Source organism: Winogradskyella sp., from assembly GCF_045105575.1.
In the GTDB taxonomy this organism is placed as follows: Bacteria; Bacteroidota; Bacteroidia; order Flavobacteriales; family Flavobacteriaceae; genus Winogradskyella.
The window spans coordinates 69,003-82,152 of sequence record NZ_JBGCDQ010000028.1; the positions used below are offsets into that span (position 1 = coordinate 69,003).

Annotated in this window: 15 protein-coding genes; 1 reads left to right on the forward strand and 14 read right to left on the reverse strand. The window is 36.0% G+C overall.

Annotation, left to right across the window (positions count from 1 at the left end):
- Window positions 1–4: 4 nt before the first annotated feature.
- The 12 genes from AB8B52_RS07460 to AB8B52_RS07515 all read right to left on the reverse strand — a co-directional run bounded on the left by AB8B52_RS07460 (window position 5) and on the right by AB8B52_RS07515 (window position 10,482).
- Window positions 5–394: a DUF3037 domain-containing protein gene (locus AB8B52_RS07460; protein ID WP_406026739.1), complete on the reverse strand. Its 390-nt coding sequence runs from the start codon at window positions 392–394 to the stop codon at window positions 5–7.
- Window positions 384–1,175, reverse strand: a complete 792-nt coding sequence (locus AB8B52_RS07465) for a HipA family kinase (protein WP_406026741.1) — start codon at window positions 1,173–1,175, stop codon at window positions 384–386. Before AB8B52_RS07465 ends, AB8B52_RS07460 begins: the two co-directional genes overlap by 11 nt.
- On the reverse strand, window positions 1,172–1,813 hold the full coding sequence (locus tag AB8B52_RS07470; RefSeq protein ID WP_406026743.1) for an O-methyltransferase: 642 nt from the start codon (window positions 1,811–1,813) through the stop codon (window positions 1,172–1,174). Before AB8B52_RS07470 ends, AB8B52_RS07465 begins: the two co-directional genes overlap by 4 nt.
- A gap of 10 nt (window positions 1,814–1,823) precedes the next feature.
- Window positions 1,824–2,045: a hypothetical protein gene (locus tag AB8B52_RS07475; RefSeq protein WP_406026744.1), complete on the reverse strand. Its 222-nt coding sequence runs from the start codon at window positions 2,043–2,045 to the stop codon at window positions 1,824–1,826.
- Window positions 2,046–2,061: 16 nt separating this feature from the next.
- Window positions 2,062–3,192, reverse strand: coding sequence for an amidohydrolase family protein (locus AB8B52_RS07480; RefSeq protein ID WP_406026746.1), 1,131 nt, complete (start codon window positions 3,190–3,192; stop codon window positions 2,062–2,064).
- Window positions 3,193–3,223: 31 nt separating this feature from the next.
- A complete protein-coding gene (locus AB8B52_RS07485) occupies window positions 3,224–3,760 on the reverse strand; it encodes a 3-hydroxyanthranilate 3,4-dioxygenase (RefSeq protein ID WP_406026748.1) in 537 nt (178 codons plus the stop codon).
- 141 nt (window positions 3,761–3,901) lie between these two features.
- Window positions 3,902–4,684: an SDR family oxidoreductase gene (locus tag AB8B52_RS07490; protein WP_406026750.1), complete on the reverse strand. Its 783-nt coding sequence runs from the start codon at window positions 4,682–4,684 to the stop codon at window positions 3,902–3,904.
- 156 nt (window positions 4,685–4,840) lie between these two features.
- Window positions 4,841–6,283, reverse strand: coding sequence for an aldehyde dehydrogenase (locus tag AB8B52_RS07495; protein WP_406026752.1), 1,443 nt, complete (start codon window positions 6,281–6,283; stop codon window positions 4,841–4,843).
- Between the two features lie 63 nt (window positions 6,284–6,346).
- The gene (locus tag AB8B52_RS07500) at window positions 6,347–6,745 is read right to left on the reverse strand and encodes a RidA family protein (RefSeq protein WP_406026754.1); all 399 of its coding nucleotides are present in this window, start codon (window positions 6,743–6,745) and stop codon (window positions 6,347–6,349) included.
- A 107-nt stretch (window positions 6,746–6,852) separates the two neighbouring features.
- The gene (locus AB8B52_RS07505; protein WP_406026755.1) at window positions 6,853–8,274 is read right to left on the reverse strand and encodes an FAD-dependent oxidoreductase; all 1,422 of its coding nucleotides are present in this window, start codon (window positions 8,272–8,274) and stop codon (window positions 6,853–6,855) included.
- A gap of 71 nt (window positions 8,275–8,345) precedes the next feature.
- A complete protein-coding gene (gene kynU / locus AB8B52_RS07510) occupies window positions 8,346–9,614 on the reverse strand; it encodes a kynureninase (RefSeq protein ID WP_406026757.1) in 1,269 nt (422 codons plus the stop codon).
- A 184-nt stretch (window positions 9,615–9,798) separates the two neighbouring features.
- Window positions 9,799–10,482 carry a hypothetical protein gene (locus AB8B52_RS07515; RefSeq protein WP_406026759.1) on the reverse strand — a complete coding sequence of 228 codons (684 nt, stop codon included), beginning with the start codon at window positions 10,480–10,482 and terminating at the stop codon, window positions 9,799–9,801.
- 41 nt (window positions 10,483–10,523) lie between these two features.
- On the opposite strand from AB8B52_RS07515, the gene AB8B52_RS07520 reads away from it, so the two are divergent.
- Window positions 10,524–11,333: a class I SAM-dependent methyltransferase gene (locus AB8B52_RS07520; RefSeq protein WP_406026761.1), complete on the forward strand. Its 810-nt coding sequence runs from the start codon at window positions 10,524–10,526 to the stop codon at window positions 11,331–11,333.
- 115 nt (window positions 11,334–11,448) lie between these two features.
- Here the strand turns inward: AB8B52_RS07520 and msrA are convergent, their stop codons facing one another.
- Both msrA and AB8B52_RS07530 read right to left on the reverse strand, forming a co-directional pair.
- A complete protein-coding gene (gene msrA / locus AB8B52_RS07525; RefSeq protein WP_406026763.1) occupies window positions 11,449–12,111 on the reverse strand; it encodes a peptide-methionine (S)-S-oxide reductase MsrA in 663 nt (220 codons plus the stop codon).
- 173 nt (window positions 12,112–12,284) lie between these two features.
- Complete coding sequence (locus AB8B52_RS07530; protein WP_406026765.1) at window positions 12,285–13,070, reverse strand: zinc ribbon domain-containing protein; 786 nt, start codon at window positions 13,068–13,070, stop codon at window positions 12,285–12,287.
- Window positions 13,071–13,150 lie beyond the last annotated feature (80 nt).

The window sequence follows — 13,150 nt, forward strand, 5'->3', positions numbered from 1 at the left end:
GCTGTTAAGGCATCAAAACAAAGGTTTCAAAAATTGCTTTTAATTCTTTTTCAGGATCTTCGGTTAGTCCAGAATGTGTTTTCGAACTTTGAATAATAGTACTTCTAGACGCTACCAACCATCTAAAACGATCAGAAATTTCAAATTCACCAATTGCACCAGCCTTAATATCTCCTTTGCAAATTAATTCCCAAGATTTTAAGTACGCCGCAATAGCTTCTAAATCCAGTTCACACGAAAAAGCCTTTAATTTGTCTTCATCGACTTTATAGATGACGTCCAGAAATTTTTTTCTTTTCGAGAATAAAATCACTCCAATGTTGAAAAATTCTTCGCGCTCAACTTTAGGAACCAGCCTAATAATGGCATACTCAAAAGTAACTCTATCTGGCATCGTTCGCTTCTTTAACTAATGATTCTATTTTTAAAAGTCTTGAATGTAAATATTCCATATAGGCAGCTCTCATGCCACTTGGCGTAAGCGTGTCAGATTCATTTAGTAACCAATCTTCAGGAATGCTATCAACAATATTTTTAATAGTGTCTTTTTGAAGTGTTTTCGTGATTTCCTGAGCCGCTTCTTCTAATAGGTCTGCACGTTCTAAAAGCACATGATCTTTTATAAGTGGAAATGTTCTTGTAAGGTGATTTTGCCACGTATCCCAATGATGATGAAAATAGAAACTTGCGCCATTATCTATAACCCAAAGTTCATTATTCCAGTTGAGTAAATTGGTGTTTTTCACGGTACGGTCTATATTGCTAATAATACTATCGAGCAAAACTATTTTAGAAGAGGTTAGGTCATCGGCAACAGAAACTAAAGGATCAAAGGTAATAGAACTGCTTAAATAGTGTAAGCCTAAATTTAAACCAATACTAAATTTAAGTAGGTCTTGTATCTCTTCGTCTGGCTCTGTTTTACTGAATGAATCGTCTAAATTCATAAAAACCAATTCAGGTACTTTTAGACCTATGGCTCTTGCAATTTCACCACCAATAAATTCAGCGATTAAGGCTTTTTTTCCTTGTCCAGCACCTCTAAATTTTAAAACATATAGAAAGCCATCACTAGCCTCAACGATAGCAGGTAAAGAGCCTCCTTCTCGCAAAGGCGTAATGTATTTAACGACATCAACTGTTCTAATATCAAGAGTGTTAGATTGTGCAATCATATTTTTCGGCTAATGGTTAAACCATCTCTTATGGGCAAAAGAACGGTTTCTATACGCGTATCATTTTTAAGAAGTGTATTATAATCTAAAACGGCTTTTGTAGATTTATCCTTGTCATCTAAAGGCTCTAGCACTTTGCCGTGCCACAACACATTATCAGAAAGAATAATACCTCCTGCATTCAGTTTATCAATGATGAGATGAAAATAATTAGAATAATTAGGTTTATCAGCATCAATAAAAATAAGATCGAAGCTGTGATTGAGTTTTGGGATAATATCTAAAGCAGATCCTGTATGCTGAATAATTTGCGGTCCATAAGTTGATTTGTTAAAATATTTACGTTGAAAATCCACCAACTCTTCATTGATATCTATAGTATGAAGTTCTCCATCGTCTTGCAGACCTTCAGCCAAACACAAAGTGGAATAGCCTGTAAAAGTGCCTAATTCTAAAATGGACTTCGGACGAATTAATTTAGAAATCATACTTAAAACACGTCCTTGATAAGGACCACTAAGCATAATGGGCTGTAATATTTTCTGGTAGGTTTCTCTGGTGAGTTGTTGCAGTAATTCTGGTTCTTGTTCAGAATGTGATACTACATAATCGTCTAAAGCTTCAGGAAGAAAATACATAACTAATAAATTAAAGGTCGGTATCGTTTTGAGATACATCTACCTTTTTTGATTTTAACTGACTCGAAAAAAACACGAGTCCACCAACAATAACAAGTCCGATTTTAATAACCCAAGAAACGAATGTTCCCCAATTATCAATCCAAGATAGAATAAAAAGTTGTCGTTCAAAATAAGGTAGAACGATGGCAGCAATACCAAATAGCGCTAAATAAATGCCGAGTCTTTTCATAAGTAACTATTCAAATTTATGATAATATCCGAGAGACGAGCTTTTCTTTCATTGCAGTATCATCTCCACACAACCATTGAATGACATTGTCTTCCCAAATGGCATCGCGTTGCGTTTCGGTAATGATTTCTCTCTCCATAGCTAAATCTAAAATTTTACCAGGATAAGACGATTGTTTTTCGCTTTCCATTTCACCTAAAGGATAAGGATCGTCAAGACCCATTAAAACTTGTTTAGAACCTTGGTTTTTAATTAATAATTCTAAGCCACCAGTATCATGTACTAAGGTATCAAAGAAAATATTTTTGTGTCCAACGGCTTTTCTAGGATGACTTTTACCTTCAAATAAATCTGGTCGTCCATCAAAACCTTGAATACGTCGTCCTAAATTAATTTGAGCCAATTGTCCACCATGTGCAAAACAAGTTCGCATGTTTGGGTATTTATCTTGGTAGCCATTTAAGGTTAAAAAATGGTAGGCATCTGCGCATTGGGCCAACATCCAAATTAAATGAAAACGCCAAGAGGTATTTTCTAATTTTATAAATTTTTCACCATCATACGGATGAATTTCAACCGCTAGATTGTATTTATCGGCCAACTCAAAAATTGGCTCATTTTCTTCATCAAAAATACAACGCCAAGTCCCAATGGTATCCATATAATGCGTAGGTAAGCAGAGTAATTGCATACCTAATTCTTCAACACAACGCTGAATTTCCCAACAGGCACCTCTTACAAAACCAGGATGTACCACAAAACCGCAAGTAAATTTACTTGGGTTTTCACGTTGTACTTTAGCATTAAAATCATTTTGAAAACGCAACGCCTGCTTCATTTCTTCAACGCGCAAACCGTTGCCATAGAGTTGAGACAGATTTAAAACAACCGCATGGTCAATTTTAAAACGTTCCATCCAAGCCAGCTTTTCATTCAAGAAAAAACTAGAATCTGTAATAGGACGGTTCCAATCTTTTTGAAGCATGAATTTTCGGTCTTTATCCACCCAAAAGATGCCTTTATCTTTCATGAATTGCGGAATTTCTTCGGGATAAGGAAGAAGGTGTGAGTGACCGTTGATTCTAAGTTTTCGAGCCCCTTCTAACTTCCCTAATGGAGAAGAACTATTTTCGTTACTATTATTCATAATTAGTTTTGGTTTCTTCCCTCTGGGAAGATTAAGATGGGCTTTTCACTTTCTTTGGTGGTTGCATTATTGCACTACAATTTGGGCATTTTCGTTTGCCTTCATCTCCATAATATTTGTCAAAAATTACAGGCATATCGGTTTCTATATTTTCGACAGTGAAATCCTCCTCGTAGAGTTTAGTCGTGCAACTTTCGCAGAACCAAAGGAGCGCATCTTTCACTCCTTTTTCTCTTGGATATTCGATTACCAAACCTACAGTGTTGGCTCCGCGTTGCGGTGAATGAGGGACTTTTGGTGGTAATAGAAAAATATCACCTTCGTTAATATGAATATCTTTAGGTTCACCGTCATCTATAACCTTTAACACCATATTGCCTTCAATCTGATAGAAAAATTCAGGCGTTTCATTATAGTGGTAGTCTTTTCTGCTGTTGGGTCCACCAACGACCATCACAATATAATCACCATCTTTCCAAACCACTTTGTTGCCAACAGGTGGTTTTAATAAATGACGATTTTCTTCAATCCATGCTTTGAAATTAATGGGTGGAAATAGTTTGCTCATGATAAAGAGAAGCCCCTTTTAATTTCCCTAGAGGGGAAAAACTCAATGTGGGAATTTGAGTTTGGTTAAAAATAATACTGATATAAATATAATGTATTTTGCGCAATAATTCCTTCCTTCTGGGAAGGTTAGGATGTGCTTTTACAAACTCTTTGTTCGTCCTCCATCAACAGGAAGATTAATTCCATTAATGTAGCTTGCGCGTTCGCTTGCTAAAAACGTAATAGCATCTGCTAATTCCTCTGGTTTAGCGAAACGTTTTGCAGGCACAGCACTTTTCATAGCATTAGCAGCTTCTTCTTCGGTTTTGCCAGTTTTGTTTGATTTATTTTTAATGATTTCAGTCAAACGTTCTGTGCTTGTGGCGCCAGGTAATACATTGTTGACGGTGATACCAAATTGACCCAATTCATTTGCCAAGGTTTTACTCCAATTGGCTACAGCTCCTCTAATGGTATTACTCACTCCTAGTCCGTCCAAGGGTTGTTTAACCGAAGTTGAAATTACGTTGATAATTCTGCCATAGCCTTCAGTTTTCATAAAAGGAACGACGGCTTGCGCTAAGACGTGGTTGCATTTTAAATGTTGGGTAAAAGCGGCTTCAAATTCATCAACTTCCGCAGAAAAGACAGGCCCTCCTTTTGGACCTCCTGTATTATTCACCAAAATATGAAAACCATGATGTTTAGAGATATAATCGGCAACATTCGATTTTAGTTCCATTGGATTTGAAAAATCAGCAACAATATAATCGTGATGGCGTTGTTGAGGTAACTCAGCGAGTGTAGCTTTTAGCTTCTCTTCGTTTCTTGCAATTAGTGTGATTTGAACACCTTCTGCAGCTAATGCCATTGCTGTTGCTTTACCTATTCCTGCTGTGCTTCCGCAGACTAGTGCGTATTTATTGTTTAATTGTAAATCCATAAAAAAGCCCATCCTAACCTTCCTACTTCGACTGCGCTCAGCACAGGCTTCAGGAAGGAACTCTTAATCGGGTAAATAAGAGTTTTATTTATAGTTTTATTTTAATTTTTTTGTTCAATAAAGTATCTTCCCTCTGGGAAGACGGAAGATGGGCTTCTAATATTTTATACAAACATTTTTAGCTTCCGTAAAAAAGCGCAAGGCTTCAAAACCTCCTTCTCTACCAACTCCAGACGCTTTTACGCCACCAAAAGGCGTTCTTAAATCACGCATCATCCAAGTGTTTACCCAAACGATTCCTGTTTGTAGTTGGTTACTCATGCCCATAGTGCGTTTTAAGTCGTTCGTCCAAAGTGTAGCGGATAATCCGTATTTTACTTTATTCGCCATTTCTAGTACTTCATTTTCCGTATTGAAAGGCATAATGGTAACGACAGGTCCAAAAATTTCTTCTTGGTTCACTCTGCAGTTATCATTTGGAACTTCAATTACCGTCGGTTTCAAGTAATAACCATTTTCATAACCTTGAACATTGACTTCATTTCCACCACATAAAACTACTCCGTTTTCTTCTTTTGCAATTGTAATATAGTCTTTTACTTTCTCTAAATGTGATTTTGATACTAGTGCTCCAATATTGGTGTCTTTTTCTGAAGGATGACCAACTTTTAATGCGTTTACCTTTGAAACAAAGTCTGATTTAAATTTCTCATAAATAGACGCTTCTACAAAAATACGACTTCCACATAAACAGATTTGACCTTGATTGGCGAATGACGAACGTATTGTCGTATTTAACATATCGTCATAATCGCAATCTGCAAAAATGATGTTTGGGTTTTTACCTCCTAGCTCTAAAGATAGTTTTTTAAATAGTGGTGCAGCGACTCTTGCAATGTGAGCACCAGTTGCCGTACCACCTGTAAAAGAAATAGCTTTAATATCTGGATGTTCTACAATGGCTTGACCTGTTGAACCTCCTAGTCCGTGAACAATATTCAAAACACCTTTAGGTAAACCCGCTTCGTTACAAATTTCGCCTAACAAATAAGCCGTCATTGGTGTGACTTCACTTGGTTTGGCAACCACACAATTACCTGCTGCTAGTGCTGGCGCAATTTTCCAAGTAAACAAATAGAGTGGGAGGTTCCATGGAGAAATACAACCGACAACTCCAATAGGTTGTCTTAATGTGTAATTGATAGCGTTTTGCCCAACACTTTCATGACTTTCGCTAGCAAACTGCGTAATGGCATTACCGAAGAATCTAAAATTACTTGCAGCTCTTGGTATGTCAATCGCTTTTGCTAAAGACACAGGTTTGCCGTTATCTTTACTTTCGGCTTCAGCAAAACGCTGTAAGTTAGTTTCTAGTAATTCTGAAATTTTAATTAGAATACGACTTCGTTCTTCTAAAGAAGTTTGTGACCAGCTTGGGAAGGCAGACTTTGCAGCTTTATATGCATTTTCTACATCTTCTTTTGAAGAGTTTGGAATTTGTCCATAGATTTCTCCGTTTGAAGGGTTGTAGTTGTCAATCCAATTATCTTCAATAGGGTTATAGAAATTGCCGTTGATGTAGTTTTTTATAATTGCCACGAATTCACTAATGTTTATGTGTTCTAGACCTCACAGGTTTTTAAAACCTGTGAGGTCTTAAATCTATTGCTTTTTATATGCCATCACCTTTATTTCAATCACCAAATCAGGGTGTGGTAACTGGTGCACAGCAACCGTTGTGCGTGTTGGTCCAGTTGCTTTATCAAAAAACTCGCCATAAGCTTTGTTGTAATCTGCAAAATCGTTCATATTCACTAAAAATGAGGTGACATCTACCACATCTTTTAAGGATGCTCCCACTTTAGCTAAATTAAGTTCAATATTTTTTAAGACTTCTTGGGTTTGGGTATAAGCGTTTAGCTTTTTGGTTCCCATTTCGTCAATAATATCTACACCTGCAATGGTGTTGTCTGGTCGTCGAGAACTTGTGCCTGAGACGAAAATAAAATCGCCGACTTGTTTAACGTGAGGATATGCTCCTCTTGGTGTTACTTCATTCATGTTAAAAAAAGCCCCTTTTAATTTCCCCAGAGGGGAAAAACTCAAAGCGGGAATTTGAGTTTTGATTATTTTTTTATTTAGAAATTAGTTCCTTCCCTCTGGGAAGGTTAGGATGGGCCGAATTTTGCAACCCTATCCTCCTCTAAAATCGCTTCGGTTTCAGTTTTTACTTTATCTAAAATATTTTTTATGACTGTCTGGTCTGTCAGGTCGAGCGTAGTCGAGACCTCTCCATCAGATAACATATTTAAAATCGCTTTGTCTTGTGCACGTCCTCTTAACATGGCTTCACGGTAACCAATGTGCTCATTAAAGGTAACTAAGCTATATTTTGATGAATAGTCTTTTGGAAATTCCTTTTCCAAAGCCATTTCAATTTTTCGTTTTTCTTGAAAAATGGCTTGACCAACGTGACTCTTCATTTCGTGAAAATTATCAACAGCCAAATCTGCAATGGCATCTGTATCTTTTTTTCGATTCTTTTCGTAAGCTTCAAAAGTGGCTTCCCAACTGTCTAAATTTTGGTCGAGTACTTTATCAAATTCTACAACATCTTCAAAAGAGGCATTCATCCCTTGGCCGTAAAACGGAACTATAGCGTGTGCTGAATCTCCCATTAATAAGGTGTTGCCTTTATAATGCCAAGGTGAACATTTCACTGTTCCTAAAGGTGCTGTTGGGTTGTCGAAGAAATCTTCAACGAGATTCGGCATTAATTCTAAAGCATCAGGGAATTCCTTTTGAAAGAACTCGGTCACAATTTCTGGTGTAGTTAAGTTATTGAAATTGTATTCACCTTCCGCATAACTCAAAAATAGGGTTACTGTAAAACTACCATCTAAATTTGGTAATGCAATCACCATAAAATCACCTCTTGGCCAAATGTGCAAAGCGTTTTTGTAGGTTTTGTAGTCTCCTGTTTCGGTAGGTAAGATGCTAAGTTCTTTATAGCCGTGTGTTAAATAGTCTTGCGAAAAACTGAATAAGAATTTACGTTCTAAAAAGTAGCTTCTTCTCAGTGCCGAACCTGCTCCATCTGTGGCGATGATACAATCTGCATCTTCTATAAATTCGTCTTTTGTTTCATAATCTTGAAACGTTGCGGTTGTATTTTCAAAATCAACAGATTTACATTTTTTGTTAAAATGGATGGTTACATTTTCATGTTTTTCGGCTTCGTCTAAAAGTAAAGCGTTGAGTTGTCCTCGCGAAATGGAATTGATGTATTCGTAATCGCGTCCGCTATAATTAGATAGAAACGTGTTGCTATCTTTATCATGAAGCATACGACCATTCATTGGTATGCAAAGTTCATTGACTTTGTCTTCTAAACCGACGAGTTTAATCGCTTTGTTACCACGATTTGAAAATGCTAAATTAATTGAACGACCAGCAGAAATGTCTGTTTTGCGTAAGTCGGTTCGCATTTCGTAAACAGTAACGTTGTAGCCGCGTTGTCCTAGTCTTAAAGCTAGTAAACTTCCGCAGAGTCCTGCGCCAATGATGAGTATGTTTTGTTGTTTGTTCATATGTGTTATTCTGTCTGGTCGAGCGCAGTCGAGACCTTTTAGAGATCTCTCGACTGCGCTCGAGGTGACATTTAGTTTAAAATAGTTTTCATTTTTTCAACCATCAAATACACATCTGTAAAAGAATTGTATAATGGTGCAGGTGCACATCTAATCACATCTGGTTCTCGCCAATCGCTTACAACGCCTGCTTCTGTTAATTTGGTGTGTAATGTTTTATCTGCTTTTAAAACTTGAATTGAGAGTTGGCAACCACGTTCATTAGGATGTTCAGGTGTGATAATTCTAATCGTATCCTCTCCTAATGCTTTTAAGAGATACTCAAAATAACCAGTGAGTTTTTTGGATTTTTTAAGCAGTTTATCAAAGCCTACTTCGCTAAACAAATCTAGGGATGCTTTTATAGCAGCCATAGATAAAATCGGAGGATTGCTTAATTGCCAACCCTCTGCTCCAGGTAATACATCAAACTCGTGTCGCATATTAAAACGTGTCGCCTTGTTGTGGCTCCACCAACCTGTAAAACGGTTTAAATCTTTATTGTGTGCATGACGCTCGTGTACAAAACAACCAGATAAACTTCCTGGGCCAGAATTCATGTATTTGTAAGTACACCAAACGGCAAAATCAGCACCTGAGTTATGTAAATCTAAATTGACATTTCCGGCTCCATGTGCACAATCAAAACCAACCATACAGCCATGTTTGTGACCTAATGTTGTAATACGTTTAAAATCGAAAAATTGCCCTGTGTAATAATTAACTCCGCCAATCATAACCAAAGCTATTTCCTTGCCATGCGTTTCTAAAAGGCTTTCTAAATCTTCATAACGTAATAATTCTTCACCTTCTCTTGGTGTCCAAAGGATTAAACCTTCTTTGTCATCGTAACCATGATGCCGTAATTGCGATTCTACAGCATATTTATCTGACGGAAATGCATCACTTTCAATAAGTATTTTATTACGCTCTTTTGTAGGCTTGTAAAATGAAGCCATCATAAAATGAAGGTTCGCTGTTAGAGAGTTCATGGTGACGACTTCAATAGGTTTTGCACCTACTAATTTTGCTGTGGATTCTGTTAAAAATTCATGATAACCTAGCCATGGATTCTTGCCATGTGTATGTCCATCCACACCAAGGTTTGCCCAATCTTCTAATTCTTGATTTATGTAAGTTTTTGTCGATTTTGGTTGCAATCCAAGTGAATTTCCGCATAAGTAAATAAGTTCCTTTCCGTTTTTATCTTTCGGAATATGAAACTGCTGTCTATAGCTTGCTAATTCGTCTAAAGTGTCTTGTTCTTTTGCGTAATCAAGACCAGGTTTATAGTTGGACAATTTGAATTGATTTTCGGTTTGTAACAAAAATAAGGATTTAAAAGCACAAAAAAAGCGCCTTGAAAACAAAGCGCTTTTTAATATATAATAGACGCCAAAAGGCGGAAAATGTAAGCTATACGTTTTAAGTGTGAACTCTTCTCGTGAAACTTACATTATAGCTTGTAAAAGTAGTGTGATAATTCTATTTCTGCAATGTTATGCTGACATCTGCGAAATTTAAATTCCAATGACCACCTTCCATTTTGTGATCAGTGGCAATTTTAATACCGTTATAATCTTTGTAATTTTCAAAAGTTGTGGATAGGGTTGGTGCGGCTGCATTACTTTTTCTAAAATTCCATTCTTTAATGAGATATGTATCATCATAGAAAATATCATAAGCATCACCTGGTGTATAACCACCTTCATTTGGATACAAAATGGTAATCATGTTTAATTCATCTTTACTAATTGGTGCTGTTGCTTTTTTAGGCGCTGAGATTGTTGCTGTAGCATCCCAAACGAGTTGAAAAGGTACAAATACCCAAAATTTATCATTAATAAAGTTCCGATCTGCATTTGGTGGCACACTATCTAGGTTTGATCTTAAGAATTTCACATGTTGTTCGCCAGCCTTCATAACAACACTATCTTTTTTAGGAAACCATTCCCAAGAGCGTCCGTCGCCTTTAATGGTATCTCTATCCACTTTAAAGGTGAATTTAACATCTTTAACATTTTTCCAATTTTCGAAACCATGAGCATTTGCAATTTTTTCAGCAATACTTAATTCTTTTGTTTCTGCTGGCTCAACTGTTTTTGAGGTTTCAGATTTACAGGCTGAAACTAGTAATAAACAGATTAGACCTATGTATAATGATTTCATGTGAAAAATATATTTTAATTTACAGGCAAAATTAACCAACCATGAAAGACGACACTAATTATTTTGATGTAAATAAAGCGACTTGGAATAAAAAAGTAGCCATACATGCTCAAAGTGACATGTACAATATGAATGCTTTTAAAAAAGGAAAAACATCATTAATGCCATATGAACTTAAAGCTTTAGATAATGTGAAGGATAAATCGCTTTTACATTTACAGTGTCATTTTGGACAAGATACATTGAGTTGGAGTAGAAAGGGAGCGACATGTGTTGGTGTAGATTTAAGCGATGAAGGTATAACGTTGGCGAGGCAGTTAAATGAAGAACTAAACCTTGATGCAGATTTTGTTTGTTGTAATGTTTTGGATACCTCTAAATATGTTTCTAAAACTTTTGATATTGTATATACAAGCTATGGTGTGATAGGTTGGTTGCCAGACTTAAAACCTTGGGCAAAAATGATTACTGAGCGTCTTAATGTTGGTGGTATATTTTATATTGTGGAGTTTCATCCGATACTTTGGATGTTTGATTATGTTGATGGTGAATCAAAAATGAAATATCACTATAATAGAAAAGAAGCGATTTATGAAGAATACGAGGGCACTTATGCTGATCAATCTTCAAAAATGGTGAGTAAGGAATATGGCTGGAATCATGGATTAAGTGAAGTTGTAAATGCACTTATTGAAGCCGGATTACAAATTGAATATCTGAATGAATATGATGAAAGTCCATATGATGTATTTCCTGATTTAATAAAAACCGAATCTGGAATGTATAAGATGAAAAATCAATTGTATCCTATGATTTTTGAGTTGAAGGCGACTAAAAAGAAGCCCCTTTAATTCCCCAGAGGGGAAAACCGTTATTTGACCTCGCAGGTTTAAAAAACCTCGCAGGTCTTTAATATTAAATTAAACGAATTTTTAGACCTGCTAGGTTTTTTAAACCTGCGAGGTCTTAATGCTTCTCTTCATCCTTCAACAACTCAGGAAATTTAGCCTTAAAACGATTTAATCTCGGAATAGATACATTTCTGATATAACTTTGATTAGGGTGTAAACGCTCATAGTTTTGATGATAATCTTCACCAACCCAAAACTTTTGAAACGGATACACTTCCGCAGCAATGGTGGCATCTAGTTCCTTGGCCAAAGCAGCTTTTTTTTCTTCTATAATTTTCTTTTGTTCGTCGTTTTGGTAAAAAATGATAGAACGGTATTGCGAGCCTCTGTCTGGTCCTTGACCATTAACCTGAGTCGGGTTTTGAGAACCAAAATACACGTCTACTAAGGTAGCGAAACTGACCACTTTTGGATCATAAATAATCTCTACAGCTTCGGCATGACCTGTTCTGCCTGTGTTACTCGATTCATATGTTGGGTTTTTTGTGTGACCTCCAGCATAACCCGAAATAGATTCTTCCACACCTTTTACGCTTTCAAAAATAGCTTCTACACACCAAAAACAGCCACTTGCGAAATAAGCTCTGGCTTTGCCATCTTGTAATGGCACAACCACAGGTTCTGCATCTATCACAGCTTGTTGTTTTGGATTATTTTGCGCCTGATTTTGGCAACTAAATAATAGTGCGATAACTAAAATACTTAATACTTTTTTCATTTATCCTGAATTTATTTCAGGATCTTATTAAACAAAATCCTGAGGTTATAGTTTTCTTTTTTCGGTAGTCGTGTAAAATTACAAATCCTTAAATTTTATTATTCTAAAGTTATCTTAAATAAAAAAAGCCTTTGCAATTTGCAAAGGCTTAAGTCTTATCTCTTGTGAAATGACTACTTGCTTAATTTAGCAAATAATTTATTCATTTTTACTTTTTCTTCCTCAGCTAAAGCAGCATCAACCAAGATACGTCCACTGTGCTCATCTGTAATTACTTTTTTACGAGATGCAATTTCTACCTGTACTTGTGGTGGAATAGTAAAAAAAGATCCTCCAGATGCACCACGCTCAATAGCCACAACTGCTAAACCATTTTTAACGTTGTTTCTAATTCTTTGGTAGGCTTTTACTAAACGCTCGTCAATTTTCTTTTGAAATTTTTCCGATTCACCGTTAAGTGCTTCTTCCTCTTTTTCCGTTTCTTTTAAAATTTCATTAAGCTCACCTTTTTTGTGCTTTAAGTGTGCATTACGATCTTTTAAACGGTCCTTAGTTTCAGAAATTACTACTTTTTTCTGCTCTATCTGAACTTTAAATTCTTTAATGTGCTTTTCAGCTAATTGAATTTCTAATTCTTGAAATTCAATCTCTTTAGTTAATGAGTTGTATTCTCTATTATTTCTAACATTCTTTTGTTGCTCACTGTATTTGGTCATTAAAGATTTTGCTTCTTCAATTAAGTTTTTCTTTGACTTAATAGAATCATCAATGATAGCTAAACTGTCATTCAGCTTTTCCATTCTTAAGTTGAGTCCTTCAACTTCGTCTTCTAAATCTCTAACTTCTAAAGGAAGCTCACCTCTGACATTTCTTATTTCATCTACTCTAGAGTCAATTAATTGTAAATCATATAGTGCTCTCAATCGCTCTTCAACAGAAACTTCAGCTTTTTTTGCCATAATTATAAATACTTTATCGGATTTGTATTTGTCTTTGATAAAATGATTGCAAAATTAGTAATTTTTTTCGAGAGATAGTC